Here is a 16,131-nt window from a genome sequence, read left to right as displayed (position 1 = left end):
TGCTTGCCGGCGCCGTCCCACCGGGCTCCAGGGCATCAGCGGTTCCACTCCAAGGAATCGAATTCATCCACTGGACTGGGCGTTAGAGTGTGCAGCAGGCAACCCGTTCCAACCGCGTTATGCCGGCAGTTCCCATCCCGTTGTCAGGAGAGGTAATCAAGAGATGTCCCACGATCCGTATGCCGCACTTCCCCAGCTTCCTGAATTCTCGTTGTCCAGCCCAGAGATCCAGGACGGGCAGGCGCTCCCTGCGGCCCAAGCGAGCGGGAAGATGGGAGTCGACGGCGGAGAAGACCGGTCTCCGGCACTTGCCTGGGAGGGGTTCCCGCCGGAGACCAAGAGCTTTGCCGTGACGGTCCTGGATCCGGACGCTCCCACCGGCAGCGGGTTCTGGCACTGGGCAGCCTTCAACCTGCCGGCGTCCACTACCTCCCTTCCGTCGGGTGCTGCCGAGGCGGGCCTGCCCGGGCCTGCGGTGCAACTGATGAACGACGCCGGCTTCCGGGGCTTCGTGGGCGCGGCTCCTCCCGAAGGACACGGTCCCCACCACTACCACTTCGTGGTTCACGCAGTGGATGTCGAGTTACTCGACATCCCTGCCGATGCAAGCCCCGCCTACCTCGGCTTCCAGCTCTTCAGCCAGGCCATTGGACGGGCCCGGCTCACCGCCACATTCGAAGTCCAATAACGGAACAGCCGGCCACATTCTGCAGGCGCAGCAGGAGAATGTGGCCGGCCCCGAAGGGCGTCCCGAACACAACGTACCGGTCAGAATCCGACGTTGTCCCTGCCCTTGAGGCCCAGCATCTGGCGGGCTTCATCAGGCGTTGCAATTTCAAAGTTGAGCGCTTCGAGAATGGTGCGGATGCGGGTGACCTGCTCGGCATTTGAGCGAGCCAGCTGGCCCGGGCCGATCCACAGCGAGTCCTCCAGCCCCACCCGGACGTGGGAGCCCATGGCTGCGCCGATCGTGGCAAGCGGCATCTGGTTCTTGCCGGCGCCAAGAATGGACCACTGGTAGTCGTCGCCCAGGAGCCGGTCCGCGGTGCGCCGCATGTGCATCAGGTCCTCGGGGTGTGCCCCGATGCCGCCGAGCAGGCCGAAGACGGACTGGACGAACAGCGGTCCCTTGGCCAGGCCACGGGCATGGAAGTGGGCCAGGTTGTTCAAATGGGAAATGTCGTAGCACTCGAACTCAAAGCGCGTCCCGTTGGCATTCCCGATCTCCAAGATGGTCTCGATGTCCTGGAAGGTGTTCTTGAAAACCAGGTCGCGGCTCTTCACCAGCCCTTCGCGTTCCCACTCGTGGGTGAAGTCCTTGAACCGGTCCAGCATCGGGTAGAGCCCGAAGTTCATGGACCCCATGTTCAGCGAGGCAAGCTCGGGCTTGAACAGGGCCGCCGGCTGCATGCGCTCTTCGACGGTCATGTGCGGTGACCCGCCGGTGGTGATATTGATGACGGCGTCGGTGTTCCGCTTGAGCTTGTCCAGGATGGGCTCGAAGTGCTCGGGATTCTGCGATGGGCGCCCGTCCCGCGGATCGCGGGCGTGCATGTGCACGATGGCCGCTCCTGCTTCAGCGGCGCCAATGGCCGCATCAGCGATTTCCTGGGGCGTGACGGGCAGGTGTTCCGACATGGAGGGGGTGTGGATGGCGCCGGTAACGGCGCTGGTGATGATGACCTTGCGTGTTGCTGCCATGGGACGTTTCCTTTCGGGGTCTTAGTAGAGCTTTTCGGTGTTTCCGTCAACGGCCAGGGCCTGGCCGTTGACGTTGCGCGCCATGTCGCTGGCGGCGAAGAGGGCCATGTTTGCGATGTCCTCGGCTTCAATGAGCCGGCCCAGCGACGACTGGCTGCGGTACAGGGAAGAGACGGTGTCCACGGGCTCGCCCAGCATGCCCGCCTTGGCCGCGATGACCGCATCGATGCGCGGACCGTTGACGGCGCCGGGGCAGATGGCGTTGACCCGGATTCCCTCTGCCCCGAGCTCGATCGCTAGGGTCTTGGTCAACCCGATCACCGCCCACTTGGAGGCCGAGTACGCGCTCCGGCCGGCCATGCCCAGGCGGCCGGCCGCCGACGACAGGTTGATAATTGATGCCTCTTGTGCGGAGCGCAGGAGTGGAACGGCGTGCTTGATGCAGTAGAACTGTCCATGGATGTTGACGTCGAACGTCGCCTTCCAGTCCGCGCTGTCGAGGGATTGGATTGGACCGGTTGGTCCGGCAATCCCAGCATTGTTGACCAGGACATCAAGCCCGCCGGATTCGCCCTGGATCATCGCCATGAGGTCCTGGACCTGCGATTCATCCGATACGTCACTGACGGCGGCGTGGAAGCCCTCGGCACGCGCTTTCTCGACGGCGTCGGGGTCAATGTCCGTCACGAACACGCTGGCCCCGTGGGCCTTGAATTTGGTGGCAATGACCAGGCCGATGCCGTTTGCGCCGGCGGTAACCAGGACGCGTTTTGAGCTGAAATCCATGATGTTTCCTTGTGTATCGGGCCCGCCCGGGTGGGCGAGGACCACTTTGGGCGTGCGGGATCACGGCGCCGGCAATGGATGCCGGTGCTCTGGCTGGTGAAGTGGACGGGCGGTTAGGCGGGCGGTGCGTTACACCCGCACGTTCTCCCGATGTGGATGCGGTGCGGACAAATCAAAGAGCTGTAGGTGTTGGACGGGGCTTCGATCCTGCGGAGCAGCATGGCGAATGCCTCCTGGGCCATCTCCTGCTGCGGCTGGACGATGCTCGTCAGGTTGATCAACCCGGAACGGCTGTGGGCCAGCCCGTCGCACCCCGCGACCGCCACATCCTCGGGGATGCGCAGGTCGCGGTCGAGCGCGTATTCCATGACGCCGATGGCGAGCTCGTCGCTGCCGCATACCACGGCGCGGGGCGCCCTGGCTTGGGAAAACAGCCGTTCCGCTGCCAGCCGGCCACCTTCGTTGTTGACGCGGGTGCTGATTTTCCACTCGCCGCTGATAGTGACGCCCGCAGCAGCCGCGGTGCGGACGAAGGCCTGCTCACGGGTGAGGGACGCCGTGGAGAAGCGCGGTCCCACTACGGTGGCAATGTCCGTGTAACCGTGGCCGAGCATGTGTTCCATCAGCATGCTTGCCGCGGCATCGTCATCAATGCCCACGAAGTCGCCTTGCAGGAAGTCGGCCCTTCGGGACAGGCAGACGTAGGGGATCCGGGCAGTCCGCAGGGTGCGTAAGGCGGTGGCGTCCTCCCGCAGGGCGGCGGCGAGGATGACGCCGTCCACGTTGCGGTTCGCGAGCGTGGCGGTGACCTGTGCGAGCGTGGCCGCGTCGTCCTGCGTGGTTGCCACGAACACTTCGTATCCGGATTCGGCGGCTGCGGAGATGATGCCCTGGGCCCACCGGGGATACATGGGATTGATGATGTTGGGCAGGATCAGCCCCACGACACGGGTCCGCAGCGGATCAGAAGATGAAGACGACTTACGGGGCCTGAACCCCAGTTCATTCGCCACGCCGATGATGCGCCGCCGGGTTTCGACCGACACACCACCCTTGCCGTTCAGCGCGTAGGAGACTGTGGCTGGGGAAACGCCTGCTGCGCGCGCAACAGCGGCGGCGGAAACCGGCGCGGGGCGGGGCCCGGAGGTTCTGCTGACTTTATGGCCGCTCACCCCACCGCCCCCTCTCCATTGACGTGCATCCGCGGTGTCCTTGTGACGTCAATTACAGTAGGAGCGCGCTTCACCGTTAAGCAACGTTAAGTAGTTTGAGGTGCTACTGCTGGAAGGCACGACGACGGCGGCACGGTGAGTGCCGCCGTCGTACCTTCCGTGGGAGGTGCTTGTGGGACCGTCAGCTGCCCGCTACCCGCTGGATGAACTCGACCGTCTCGCGCTCCGTCTCGGCGCGGGTGGTGGGTTCGTTGTGGACCTCGTGGCGGACGCCGGGGAAGACGCGGGTGCGGACGTCGGCGTGGCCCGTGTCCGCCAGGCGGTTGGCCACGTGGTAGGCGCCTTCGCCGTAGTTGGTGACGGGGTCCTGGTCGCCGGCGAGGATCAGGACGGGGAGTTCCGCGGGGTGCTGTTTGTACCAGTCGTCGGAGGTTACCTGGTCGTAGAGGTCTACGAAGCCCTGCAGGAAGCGGGCGCTGAGCGGTGCGCCGAAGTTGTTGAAGGGGTCCCTGCCGTGGTCGGTCACGACGTCTGCGTCCAGGGCCACCCAGGCGGTGGGGCCGGCACCCTCGCCGAAGCGGCCCAGGAAGCCGTCGAACAGCTGGGCCACCAGTTCCTGGGGCGCGGGCTCGGCGGCGCGCTCGCCGGAGGCAAGCCGCGCCAGTTCCGGCCGGTCAACCATCTTCTCGATGCCGCGCATCTGGGCGGCGATGCCGCAGAGGATCAGGCCGGAGAGCTGCGCCTGCGGGTCGGTGGCCAGGGCGCGGGCGATCATGGATCCCCAGCTGTGTCCGAACACCACGTACGGGAGCTGGGGGAGTGCTTCCCGGGCCTTGGCCTGCAGGGTGACCTCGTCCGCAACCACCACGCTGGCGGCGTCCTCGCCGGCATCGCCCCAGGTGCCCTGCTGCATGGCTGTGCGCCCGTGCCCGGAGTGGTCGCCTGCCACCACGATGAATCCCGCATCCACCAGGGTGGAGATGAGGTGGAGATAGCGGCGGGAGTGCTCGCCGAGCCCGTGGATCAGCTGCACGATGGCCTTGGGCTGCCCGATGGGTTCGTAGACCCACGCCTGGATGGTGTCGCGGCCGTTGGCGGACGTGAACTCGATTTCCTGCAGTGACATATCTTCCTCCCATGCCGGCGCCGTCGCTGGCTTGAGGTGAGCCTAATCACAATGCCGTCATGTGCGTCAATGATTGCTGGTTCATTTACGGGGCTTCCGCCTAGTCTGAACTCAGCCACGTCCCCCGCTTGAAGGAAGCCGATGCCGCACCCCGACCGTCCCCTGCGCAAGCTTGGGTTCCTCACCATTGGGCTGTTTGACCCTGCTGATCCGGCCGCGGGCCATGAGTCCACGCTGCGGATCATTGAGCTGGGGGAGCGGCTGGGGTTCGACAGTGCCTGGTTGCGCCACCGGCACCTGCAGTTCGGAATCTCATCTCCGGTGGCGGTGATGGCGGCGGCGAGCCAGCGCACGTCCCGGATTGAGCTGGGTACCGCCGTGACGCCGCTGGGCTGGGAGAATCCGCTGCGCCTGGCCGAGGATCTGGCCACGGTGGATCTGCTCGCCGGAGGACGCATCAATCCGGGCGTGAGCGTAGGGGAGCCGATGCAGTACGACACGGTGAAGCATGAGCTGTACCCGGATACCGCGGACGTGGAGGACTTCAGCTACGCCCGGGTGGAGCGGTTCGCACGTTTGGTTGCCGGGGAGCCGGTGCGGGAGTTTTCCGGCAAGCAGGGCGTGGTGGAGGAGTTCTCCAACCGCGTGGAGCCGCACTCGCCCGGGCTGCGGGAGCGCCTTTGGTACGGGGCCGGCAGCATGAAGTCAGCCGTGTGGGCAGGTTCAAGTGGCTTCAACCTGCTGTCCAGCAGCGTGATCTTCCCGGACAAGGACCAGGAGCCGGGCTTTGCCCTCGTTCAGCAGTCGCAGATCCGGGCGTTCCGGGAGGCGGCTGCTGCCGCCGGGCATGCTGGGGCGCGGGTGTCCCAGGGCCTGGTGGTGATCCCCACCGACTCGGCGACTCCTGCCCAGCGGGAGAAGTACCAGCGGTATGTCGACGAACGCACTCCCCGCACTGCTGCTCCGCAGGGGCCGAGGGGCATAATGTTCGCGGCTGACCTAATCGGCACCAGTGAGGAGATCGCTGAACAGCTCTACGCGCACGCAGGCTTCCAGGAGGTGGACGAGGTGGCGTTCGCCCTGCCATTCAGCTTCGACCACGAGGACTATGTGCAGATCCTTACCGACATTGCCGGAAAGCTGGGGCCAGCCTTGGGCTGGACTCCGGGGAGCGATCACTCGGCGTCGTAGGCGGCGGTCTTGCCCTGTCCATCACCACGTGAAACGCGCAGGTGCACGCCCGGAACCGGACGTGCACCTGCACCGCGCGGAATGGGGTCAGGGCTGCTCGTAAGTACCGACCAGCCGTGCGCGGCCAATGCCGCGCGAAAAGACGTTGAACCCCAGGTAGGCGGGGCTGGCTTCAGCGGGGACGTCGAGCTTCTCCACATCCAGCGCGTGTACAACCACGTGGTAGTGGTGCACGCGGTGGCCTGAGGGCGGCGCTGCGCCCACGAAGCCGGGGAAGCCTGCGTCGTTCGCCAACTGCACAGCACCCTCGGGAAGCCCGGTCTCCGCTGCACCGGAAGACAGGGAGGTGGTGGACGCCGGCAGGTTAAAGGCAGCCCAGTGCCAGAAACCGCTTCCGGTGGGCGCGTCGGGGTCCAGGACGGTGACCGCAAAGCTCTTGGTCTCGGCAGGAAAGCCTGACCACGACAGCTGCGGGGACCGGTCCTGGCCGCCTTCAATGCCCATCTTGCCGCTGCGCTGTGCCGGGGAAAGCGTCTGACCGTCCTCGATGTCGGCGCTGGTCACCTGAAATTCCGGAAGCTGGGGAAGTTCCTTGTAAGGGTCACGGGATGTCTTTACGTGTTGTGCTCCTCGTTAATTGGTTGACGGTCCGTGTATTCCCCAAAGGGTGGGTTGATGGGCTCCGGTGATGGTGTCTGGGCGGTGGTCTCTGCCGTCACGCGGAGGCGCCGCTATAGGCCTGGTCCACCATGGCAGGACCGGCCGGAAGGCTACCGGAGGGGACAACGCGGCCGGCCTTTATGACGGTGCGGTTCCGGCTTCCGTCCCAGAGCACACAGGGCTCCTCGAAGGGATCGCCGTCCAATATCACCAAGTCCGCGCACGCCCCCTCCGCGATCCGGCCCAGGTCGTCGCGCCGGAGCAGTGCCGCGTTCGTTGAGGTCGCAGAGCGGAGCGCGTCGTAGACACCCAGCACTTCGCACTGCAGGCGAAGCCCGGCCAGCTGTTCATCCTCAAGCTCCCCCATGAGGTCGGTGCCAAAGCCAATCCGGACCCCGGCGTCGCGCGCCAGAGTGACGGCCTTCTTGCCGGCAGCCAGGACCTCCTGGTTCTTGGCGGCGCCCACCTCGGTAAGGCCGATTTCGGCTCCGCGGCGGCCCATGGCGTCATACGTCACCAACGTGGGCACGAGGTAGACGTCGTGCTCCGCCATGAGCCGGGCGGTTTCAACATCCAGGAGGTTGCCGTGTTCGATGCAGCGGACCCCGTTCAGCACAGAATGGCGGATGGCTTCCGGCGAGTAGGCGTGCGCCGTGGCGTAACTGCCACGCCGGGATGCCTCTTCTGTGACCACTTGGATCTCGGCCGCACTGTACTGCGGCACACGGATCGGATCCACCGGGGAGATCACCCCTCCGGAGGTCATCAGTTTGATGGCGGTGGCGCCGGTCCGGAATCGGTGGCGCACCGCCAGCAGCAAGTCCTCAACGCCGTCCACCACCTCGCACATGTGGCCGCCATGGAAGCAGCTTCCGTCGTTCGCAGCGCGGATGTCCCCGTGACCTCCGGTCTGGCTCAGCGCGGGACCGGTAAAGAAGTAGCGCGGACCGGGATACAGCCCTTCCTCGATAGCGGTTGCAAGGCCTATGTCACCCCCCGCCACGTCCCGGACTGAGGTGAAGCCCCTGACGAGCGCGGCCTCAAGTCTGCGGGCACCTGCCAGCGCGGAGTAGCTCAAGGGGCCGGTTTCGTTGACGGCAGAAGTCAGGCTGAGCGCATAGGCATGGAAGTGGGCATCGATGAGGCCGGGAATCACCACCCGGCCGCCCGCGTCGACGACGGTTTCTACGGCGGACCCGGCGCCGCCGCCTGCTTCGGCGTCGCCTATGGCGGTGATCCTGCCATCCCGGACGATGATGGAGCCTTCAACGAGTACGGCTGATTCGCCGTCGAAGATCCTGGCGTTCCGTATGGTCAGGTTTCCCTCAGAGTTGGGGATCATGTGCAGTGTTTCCTTCCTGTTTCAGGACGCAGGCTAGCTGGTGGCTGCCAGAGCATCTTCGAGGAGCCGGACAGAGCGTGACGCCACCTCTACGGCGGCGTCCACGGAAGACTGGTCATAGCTGCCTTCAGGGGCCAGGAAGTTCATGGAGCCGATGGTGCGGCCGCCGCTCACCACCGGAACATTGACAATCGCGCCGCACCCCAGCGATTCGATGGTTCCGGAGTCGAAGAAGAAAGCCTTGACCGCTTCCCGGTCAGCGCCCAGGAACGGCTGCTGGCCGATCAGGACCTGCTCCAGCCAGACCGGATTGGTGTCTCCCGCGAGGGTCTTCTTTCCGCCAACCGGGTAGACCTCGGGGTGCGTGGTGTAGATGCGCGCCATGCTGGTGCCTTCGTCGGCGATGACGGAGGCGGTGAAGAGACGGACGCCCACAGTGTCCCGGGCGGAAGCGTAGACGTCGTCGAAGGATTCAAACTGGGAACTCATGGGAGTCCTTTCTGGTTTCGTGAGGATCTTTGAAAGTCTGTTTCTCGTGTGCCGCGGCCCGCAGTACGTTGAGGATCAGGTGGACGGACAGCAACTCGGACGGATTGTCCAAGGGGACGCCCAGCTCCCGGGCACGGCCCAGCCGGGCCTGGAGGGTGTTGCGGTGCACATCGAGCGCCGCCGCAGCGAGGCTGACCGAGCTGCGGTGGTCAAGGAACGCCGCTGCCGCAGCCACTATCGCGTCCCTGTCAGGACTGGTCATTAGCCGCGGCAGGGTCAGTTCAGCCACCAGTGCCACGGCGTCCTGATCCACGAATGCGGTTGCGGCCGCTACGCCCAGGCCGGCGAAGCCCAGGACTGTGCCCTGTCCAGCAGACTGGGCGGAGACTGCTGCCAGCCGCGCCTCCTGAATGACGGACGGAAGCGGCGGAGCCTCCTCCACCCAGCGGGACAACCCGGCCACCAGGCCCAGCTCGGCCAGGGCAGGCCGGAGCCGTGTCTTGAGCCGTAGTTCGAGCTGTGCAACAACTGACTCGTGGGCGGCCGGAACAAGCGCTAGCCAGCCGCCGTCGACCTTGGCCAAGGGGCTGCGTGCAGCTACCTTTCGCCAGAGCAGCCTCAGCACAGCTGTCAGGTCGGGACCAGATGTGTTGGAGTCACCATGGCAGATCCATACGGCCACGTATCGTTCGTGCCGGCGCCAGCCCAGCTGTGAGAGGAGGTGCCGGTGGTCTTCCTCGAAGGTTGCGCCGGAAGAACCGCGGCTTTGGTTCAGCCCGGCCAGTGCCGCGGTGGGGACGGCACGGGCCGCGTCCCGGGAGTCGCCCATCAACCATGCGGCCTTGACGGAAGGGGCAGCGACTTCCAGGATTGAACGGACCAGCCGCAGGTTATGGACACCGGAGGCGGGTACGCGCGCGGTGAGGGCGGAAGGGACGGCGGCGTTGGCAGCCCCCACGTCAACCGTGATGACCTCGGCCTGGTCCCGCGGGTCCATACCGGCTGAGGCGAGGACCACGCCATCGTATTCCAGCGAGACGCCCACCCCGTCCAGTTCCCCGGAGATGGTACTGAGCACGTCAGTCAGCGTGCTGTCCTTGGCCACCGCCCGGGCGAACCGGGCGAGCTCCGCATCCACCACGGACAGGGCGGCGCCGATCTCGGCGGCCAAGGCCAACGCGACTCCGGCAGGGTTTCCTTCCGACGCCAGCAGGGTGATGCCCAGCCGTTCAGCCAGGCCGATCACGGCGCTGGAATATGTGCTTCCGGCCACGACGACGGCGCTGGCCCGCCGTTCCCAGGCATGCCTGAGGGCGGCGGATACGAGCCATCCACCAGAGCCCATTTCTGCAGACAGGACCACAACCGTATTCGGCCGCACCCGCTGGATCGCCTCAAGCTGGGAGACCAGAACGACGCTTTCGATCACTGCGCTGGCGGGGGTGAGGTACAGCGCCGTGGTGCCTCGCAGCGACCCGTGCGCCAGCAGCCCCGCAACGTCGAGCCGGGTGTCCTTCATCGGCCTAACCATGACGCCGCCTCGGATGCTTGAGCGGGATGCCGAACGCCGCCGGTTCGGCCAGGTCCAGCCCCGCCTCCGAATACCATTGCGGGGCGGCATTGAGTTTGAGCACATCCACCACGTTGCCCACCCGAAGGTCTTCCAGGCTGGCCACAGAGCCGTGCTCGGAGTTGAGCAGGGTCACCATGTCGGGGACAGCTGCCGCTACGGCACCGTCCACGAGCACCAGCAAAATCTCATTCTGGATCTCCAGCCGGATGATCTGCCCGGTGGTTTCATCCACGAGCGTCACGCTCGAGGGTTGGGCCGGAAGGCCCAGGTCGGTTGGGCGTGAAAGGCCTTCGATGTGGCTCACCCGCGCCCGTGCAATCCGGGTCACGCCCAGGAAGTCGGAAAGTGACAGGAATTTGCTCTCAGCCGACGTGTCGGCGTCGAGGATCTGACCTATGCGGATCATGCGGCTGACGGATCCGTGGACCCCGTGCTCTGCCAGCTGCCGCGCGGAGCATGGATACATCACGGTGGCGGCCCAACCACCCAGCTCGGTGACAAGTGCGCGGACCAGCGTCTCGGCGCGCTGCGGATCAGCTGCCTCCACCACGGCGCGCTCGCCGGTTACTCCCATAAGCGCTATGGGGCCGATAGCCACCCCGCCGATGTTCAACGTGGTCTGGCTGATGAGCGGAAAGACGCGCCCCATGGGATCGGAGTCGATCACAGGAAGGGAGGACTGCAGCCCCACCATCAGCGGAAGGATTCCGTTGATGTTGGCAGCGGCGAGTGAATAAATTGCCCCCACTTTGCGCCCGAGCCTGGTTTCGATCGCCTCGATACAGCCGGTGAATTCGTCTCCTACGGGTGGCATATCAGCAATGAACAAGCCTTGGGTCACCATGCCGACAGCCACCACCAGGTCATCCGGGGCGAGCTCGTCCACGGTGATGAGCTCCACGGACCTGTCTTGCATCGCCTCCTGGATCATGCCGGCGTAGACGTGGATGGCGGTGGGATCGATGGCGCAGGCCAGGAAATGGGCGCCGGTACTCAGGTGCCCCACGTCTTCGGGGCTGAGGATGGTGCTCATGCCGTGACCCCCAGGGCCTGGCCGGCAAACGGGTTCTCCTCGGAGCTGGACGTTCCGCCAGCAGCCCGGACCCGGATCCGAACGATTCCGGGGTTCCCGTAAGGCATGGCGAAGACGTTCGATTCGATGATGCGGGTGTCTGTAGGGCCGGCACCCAACTGCACTACAGCCGAGCCGGCTTCCTCCTCAGCCCGGTGCTGAACCCGCTGCAGTTCGGCCTGTCCGCTGACCCTCTCGAGCCTGTCGATCCACGCTGTCAGCGGTGTAGCGGCGCAGCCTATGAGGCTCAGGTCCGGGACACCCGGAAGTGTTGGCAGCAGGCCGTGTTCAGGCGGCGTGTCCTGGCTGGTGCGGATGTCGACGACCACTGAGGGGATGTCGGGCCGGACCGGATGGTTGGCCGTGTACGGTTCCGCGATCGCCGCGTTGGTGGCGAGGCTTGCTTCATAGCCTTGCCGGATAAGGCTGTGGGCAACGGGCAGGCCGCTGCGGATGGTGCCCACACTGACACCCTCGTCGGTGCAGACAACCACTTCGCCGTCGCACAGCCCGCCCAGCGTTGCCGCGCCGAGGATCGCCATGGCAGGTTCCGGGCGGAGCGCATGCACGGGGGCTACCGCCAGCCGTGCCAGGGGCGCCCGGCCGCCGTCGTTCCTTGCATAGGACAGTGCGGCGGCGGGGAAGTGGCGCCTCCCGGCCTCTTCCAGCATTGCCGCCAGCTCTTCGCCTGATTCCATCAGGGCGCTGTTAAGGACGGCTGTGTAGTCACGGTCGCGGAACACGCTCGAGTAGAAATCACTGGAGATGCTGATCCGCATGTCGCTGTTGTTGGACAGGATGGCATCCGCGATGCGGGTTTCGTGCTCGGCGGAGGCAGTGGAGCCGACGGCGGTGATGGCTACGTTCCGCATGCCCCCGGACAGGATGGAGGGCAGTTCCAGCAGGAACTGGTTAAGGCCCAGCGGTGCCAGCGGCCGTCCCCGCAGGTCGTGGCCGCCGCGGACATGCACGGTCCTGGTGACTGCAGGCTCAATGCTCGCCGGCAACCTCGTGTTGTGGAACTGGTCCGCCGGAGGACGGGGAGAGATGTGGACAGCCATGACGTCTCCCGGCTGGGCCGCGGCGAGGACGCGTCCGACGTCGGCCGTTACGTCTGTGATCAGGCTTCCGAACTGCAGGCGCAAGGAGGACAGGACGCTGTCCAGTGCGTCAGCCAGGCTGCCGGCCTGCCGCTGTTCCGCCACCGAGACGACGGAGCGTCCCTCCAGGACGAGCGCCCGGCAACTGCTGCCCTGGAGCATCAGTCCTACCCGCATTGCCGGGCCTCCTGTTCAAGTTCCTGCCGGGCCCCAGCCCCGCGATACATCCATGTCATATCTCTAGGGTCCACCCTGGACGGTCATCTGGTGGATTTGCGGAAGAACAGTCCATCGGCTGCTACGGCCAGCAGGATGAGGACGCCCGTGACCACTTGCTGGTAGGTGGTATCCCAGTGCAGCAGGTTGAAGCCGTTGCTGATGACGGTGAGGATCATGACTCCCACGAAGGCCCTCCACATGGCGCCCTGCCCGCCCAGGATGCTGGTGCCGCCGATGACCACAGCGGCGATGGCGGTGAGTTCGATGCCGATGGCCATGGCCGGCTGCGCCGAGCCCGCACGCGAGGCCAGGATCATTCCGGCCATTGCCGAGCACAGGCCGCTGATGGCGAAGACCGCAACGTGGATGGAGCCGGTCCGGATGCCGCTGAGGCGGGCGGCTTCCTGGTTCCCGCCTACTGCGTAGATCCTGCGTCCGAATGTGGTGCGCCACAGAACGATGCCCAGCACGGTGGTCATCGCCAGCATCAAGACTGAACCGGCGGTGAGGCCGAAGAGGCTGGGCCAGGTCCAGGTCTGGAAGGAAGCGAGCTGCTCAGGCAGCGGTGCAACAATCGCGCCGCCGGTGATCACGATCGCCAGGCCCCGGTAAATGATGCTCACCGCCAGTGTCCCGATGAACGAATTGACCCTTGTGCTGACCACGATCAGCCCGGTGATCGTCCCCAGCAGGGCACCCACCAGCAACGCCCCGAAGAAACCGGCCGCAACGCCGAATTGCTGGGTGATCATCACGCCCGAGATGGCGGAGACCGCGAGGGTGGCGGTGGAGGAGAGGTCAAAGACCCCGCTGATGATGCACAGCGTGGCTGCCGCGGCGAGCAGGCCCACCACGGCGGCCTGGTCAAACAGGTTGATGAAGTTGCGGCCCGTAAGGAACGTTCCGGTGTTCAGGGCCAGGAACAGCATGATGGCGGCCAGGCCAAAAACGATCCCGAAGTCTTTGAAGTTCAGATTGAATTTTTTCTCTGCCGTCGAGGGCACGGCAACTGACGTTGTGGTCATGTGGATTCACCTATTTCAGAAAAGCGGAAGTCATGACTTCGTCGCGGGAGGCGTTTCGGTCGAACTCGGCAACGATGCGCCCGTGCCTCATGACATGGATACGGTGGGACAGGCCGAGCACTTCCTCGAGCTCGGAGCTGACCACGATGACTGCTGTGCCCTTCGCGGCCAGTTCGACGATGATGCTGTGGATCCGGGCCTTGGCGGCGATGTCCACTCCCCGGGTGGGTTCATCCACCAGGAGCACCGCCGGAGGGTTCAACAGCCATTTGGCGAAAAGTGCCTTCTGCTGGTTCCCGCCGGAAAGGTTGGCTACCGGCTGACCGGGGCGGGCGCCGCGCAGGTCAACGGACTTGCTGACGTCCTTGACGGCCGTCCTTTCCCGCTGGGCCTTGACGAAGCCGGCCCAGGAGCGTGCGGGCAGAGTGGAGAGGGCGATGTTCTCGGCCACCGGGCGGGACATGACCAGACCCTGTTCTTTCCGCGACTCGGGAATGAGGGCGATACCGGCTTTGATGGCGTCCCTGATGGAGCTGGGGCGGATGCGGCGGCCGTTGATTTCGACGTGGCCGCCGGTGGTCCGGTCTGCACCGAAAACTGCGAGGAGGGTTTCGCTGCGGCCGCTGCCCACCAGCCCGGCGATGCCCAGGATCTCCCCGCGGCGGACCTCAAAAGATATGTCCTTGACCTTGGCACTGGTCAATCCGGCTACCCGGACAACCGTCTCGGCTTCGGACGGAACCTGCGGAATGTCCGGGATGAGGAAGTCGACCTCCCGGCCGACCATGAGCCGCACCAGCGACTCCGGCGTATGGCCGGCGGCCTCTTCGGTGACGATGTGCTGTCCGTCGCGCAGAATGGTCAACCGGTCCACCAGTCCCAGGACTTCCTCCAGGTAATGGGAGACGATCAGGACGGTGGTTCCGGCGCGGGCCAGCCGTTTGACGACCTGCAGGAGTTTTTCCTTCTCCGCCTCGTTAAGGACTGCTGTGGGTTCGTCCATGCACAGCACCTTTGCCCCGCGGGCAAGGGCTTTCAGGATTTCCACCTGTTGCTGTTGTCCGATGGGCAGGTTCCCCACCGTCGCCCTCGGGTCCAGCTCAAAACCGGTCTCTTCCAGCAGCCGGGCAAAGTGCTCGCTGTCCCTGTTGGGGGAGAGGAGGCTTCCCCTGTTCGACCAGCGGCCCAGGAAGACATTCTCCAGCACTGACAGATTGGGGATCAGCGCCAGCTCCTGCGAGATAAGGGAAATCCCGTGTGAGATGGCGTCCCGGGGTGTCGTGATCCTGACCGGATGTCCGTCCAATTCCATGGTGCCGGAGTCCGCTGTGATGGCACCGCCCAGGATTTTGAGCAGCGTGCTCTTTCCTGCGCCGTTTTCCCCCATGATGCCGTGGATCTCCCCGGGGATTACCGACAGTGTGACGTCCTTCAGCACCTGCGTTGCACCATAGCGCTTGCCGATCCCGGAGACGGTGATTTCGGGGGCGGTCCTCCGGCTGGCATGCCCGGGTTTTTCCAACTGTTCTATAGCCATGTTGACCTCTGGAAATGGAAGGGAACTTAGGGCCAGGGTCCCCGGGGCCGAAGCGGTGAGGCTGCGGCCCCGGGGTGCCCCCGGAAAGGGGGCTGGGCTAGTCCGAGTACTTCGAGACGTAGTTCAGGGAATCCAGTGCTTCCTTGGTGCCCTTGCCGTTGTTGGGGGAGAGGCTTGCTTCGTCGATGGCGGTTTCCACCTGCTTGCCCCGCGCCTTGGCGAGCCCCAGTTCGGTGGCCTTGGCGCCGTTGGCCACGACGTCGCTGACATAGATGGAGAACCATTTACCGGACCGGACCGCTTCCACGTTGGATACGGACGCGCCGTTGCCGATGAACTTGATGTCACTCTTCCCGGCGGCCGCTGCGGCTCCTGTGATGGCCTGGGATGCGCCGATCACCACGTTGACGTCAGGGGTCGCCTGGGAGACGTTCTGGAACGCCTGCCGGCCGCTGTCCTGCGTGTAGCCGCCTTCCACGCTGGCCACGAGTTTGATCTTCGGATCGGTGGCCAGTTCCGCCTTCACGGCCTCGGTCCGGGCGTTGTCCAAGGGCAGGGACTTGAAGCCTTCAAGGTAGGCCACCTTGCAGGTGTCGCCCGGCACCTGGGCGCAGGCTTCCTTGCCCATTTCGCCGAGCATCTTGCCGTTGCGGGTGGGGAGGTCCACGATGCTGATGGCCCCGGGGATCTGCGGCTGGATGGTGTCGAACTTGGGCCCGATGACCGAGAATTCGACCACCACCGTGATGCCCGCCTGCACGGCCTGGGTCAACGGTGCAATGAGGGCCTGGTTGTCATTGGCCTGGACCACGATCACCTCGAATTGCTTGGAGGTGACGGCGTCCTGGATCTGCTGGACCTGGGTCTGGGCGTTGAAGTTGGAGTCCACGAAGGTAGCGCTGGCGTTGTTGGCTTTGGCCGCCTGTTCCACGCCGAGGTACGTGCCCTGGGCAAAGCCGTTGGATTTGGCGAAACCGAAGAATCCAACGTTGAGCTTCTGGTCTGCCTTCGCAGCCACTGCTTCTGCGGTGCTGCTCTGGGCAGGTGGGGTGCAGGCGGAGGTCAGCAGGGCAAGGCTCATAAGGGCCATCGCTGCGGCTGGACGTTTGGTGATTTTCACGGTCAATCCTTTCAATGC

The 16,131-nt window shown here is 65.2% G+C and carries 15 protein-coding genes; 2 read left to right on the top strand and 13 right to left on the bottom strand.

The features are described 5' to 3' along the window. The first annotated feature begins 163 nt into the window (after window positions 1-163). Entirely contained in the window at window positions 164-688 is a 525-nt protein-coding gene (locus LFT46_RS19400; RefSeq protein WP_236820753.1) for a YbhB/YbcL family Raf kinase inhibitor-like protein, read from the top strand. Between the two features lie 80 nt (window positions 689-768). Here the strand turns inward: LFT46_RS19400 and LFT46_RS19395 are convergent, their stop codons facing one another. From LFT46_RS19395 to LFT46_RS19380, 4 genes are all read right to left on the bottom strand, one after another. Next, on the bottom strand, window positions 769-1,701 hold the full coding sequence (locus tag LFT46_RS19395; protein WP_142132304.1) for a 3-keto-5-aminohexanoate cleavage protein: 933 nt from the start codon (window positions 1,699-1,701) through the stop codon (window positions 769-771). Between the two features lie 21 nt (window positions 1,702-1,722). After that, window positions 1,723-2,487, bottom strand: a complete 765-nt coding sequence (locus LFT46_RS19390; RefSeq protein ID WP_236820752.1) for an SDR family oxidoreductase — start codon at window positions 2,485-2,487, stop codon at window positions 1,723-1,725. Between the two features lie 113 nt (window positions 2,488-2,600). Next, entirely contained in the window at window positions 2,601-3,659 is a 1,059-nt protein-coding gene (locus tag LFT46_RS19385) for a LacI family DNA-binding transcriptional regulator (RefSeq protein WP_236820751.1), read from the bottom strand. A gap of 181 nt (window positions 3,660-3,840) precedes the next feature. Continuing rightward, complete coding sequence (locus LFT46_RS19380; RefSeq protein ID WP_236820750.1) at window positions 3,841-4,785, bottom strand: alpha/beta fold hydrolase; 945 nt, start codon at window positions 4,783-4,785, stop codon at window positions 3,841-3,843. 141 nt (window positions 4,786-4,926) lie between these two features. On the opposite strand from LFT46_RS19380, the gene LFT46_RS19375 reads away from it, so the two are divergent. Further along, window positions 4,927-5,976 carry an LLM class flavin-dependent oxidoreductase gene (locus LFT46_RS19375; protein WP_236820749.1) on the top strand — a complete coding sequence of 350 codons (1,050 nt, stop codon included), beginning with the start codon at window positions 4,927-4,929 and terminating at the stop codon, window positions 5,974-5,976. Between the two features lie 87 nt (window positions 5,977-6,063). Here the strand turns inward: LFT46_RS19375 and LFT46_RS19370 are convergent, their stop codons facing one another. From LFT46_RS19370 to LFT46_RS19330, 9 genes are all read right to left on the bottom strand, one after another. Further along, entirely contained in the window at window positions 6,064-6,540 is a 477-nt protein-coding gene (locus LFT46_RS19370; RefSeq protein ID WP_236820748.1) for a YbhB/YbcL family Raf kinase inhibitor-like protein, read from the bottom strand. 151 nt (window positions 6,541-6,691) lie between these two features. Continuing rightward, the gene (locus LFT46_RS19365; RefSeq protein WP_236820747.1) at window positions 6,692-7,978 is read right to left on the bottom strand and encodes a metal-dependent hydrolase family protein; all 1,287 of its coding nucleotides are present in this window, start codon (window positions 7,976-7,978) and stop codon (window positions 6,692-6,694) included. A 33-nt stretch (window positions 7,979-8,011) separates the two neighbouring features. Beyond that, a complete protein-coding gene (locus LFT46_RS19360) occupies window positions 8,012-8,467 on the bottom strand; it encodes a GAF domain-containing protein (protein ID WP_175316924.1) in 456 nt (151 codons plus the stop codon). Beyond that, on the bottom strand, window positions 8,451-9,998 hold the full coding sequence (locus LFT46_RS19355) for a helix-turn-helix domain-containing protein (protein WP_236820746.1): 1,548 nt from the start codon (window positions 9,996-9,998) through the stop codon (window positions 8,451-8,453). Before LFT46_RS19355 ends, LFT46_RS19360 begins: the two co-directional genes overlap by 17 nt. Beyond that, the gene (locus LFT46_RS19350; protein WP_236820745.1) at window positions 9,991-11,073 is read right to left on the bottom strand and encodes a DUF917 domain-containing protein; all 1,083 of its coding nucleotides are present in this window, start codon (window positions 11,071-11,073) and stop codon (window positions 9,991-9,993) included. The genes LFT46_RS19355 and LFT46_RS19350 overlap by 8 nt, the downstream gene beginning before the upstream one ends. Beyond that, window positions 11,070-12,389: a methylhydantoinase gene (locus LFT46_RS19345; RefSeq protein WP_236820744.1), complete on the bottom strand. Its 1,320-nt coding sequence runs from the start codon at window positions 12,387-12,389 to the stop codon at window positions 11,070-11,072. The genes LFT46_RS19350 and LFT46_RS19345 overlap by 4 nt, the downstream gene beginning before the upstream one ends. Before the next feature lie 83 nt (window positions 12,390-12,472). Further along, a complete protein-coding gene (locus tag LFT46_RS19340; RefSeq protein ID WP_236820743.1) occupies window positions 12,473-13,456 on the bottom strand; it encodes an ABC transporter permease in 984 nt (327 codons plus the stop codon). A gap of 10 nt (window positions 13,457-13,466) precedes the next feature. Next, a complete protein-coding gene (locus tag LFT46_RS19335; RefSeq protein WP_236820742.1) occupies window positions 13,467-14,993 on the bottom strand; it encodes a sugar ABC transporter ATP-binding protein in 1,527 nt (508 codons plus the stop codon). A 97-nt stretch (window positions 14,994-15,090) separates the two neighbouring features. Further along, window positions 15,091-16,113: a sugar ABC transporter substrate-binding protein gene (locus tag LFT46_RS19330; RefSeq protein WP_175316919.1), complete on the bottom strand. Its 1,023-nt coding sequence runs from the start codon at window positions 16,111-16,113 to the stop codon at window positions 15,091-15,093. Between the last annotated feature and the right edge of the window lie 18 nt (window positions 16,114-16,131).

The sequence above is a fragment of the Arthrobacter sp. FW306-07-I genome (assembly GCF_021800405.1).
Taxonomy (GTDB): domain Bacteria; phylum Actinomycetota; class Actinomycetes; order Actinomycetales; family Micrococcaceae; genus Arthrobacter.
Note: the sequence above shows the minus strand (reverse complement) of the source record. Positions and strands in the feature narration are given on the sequence as shown.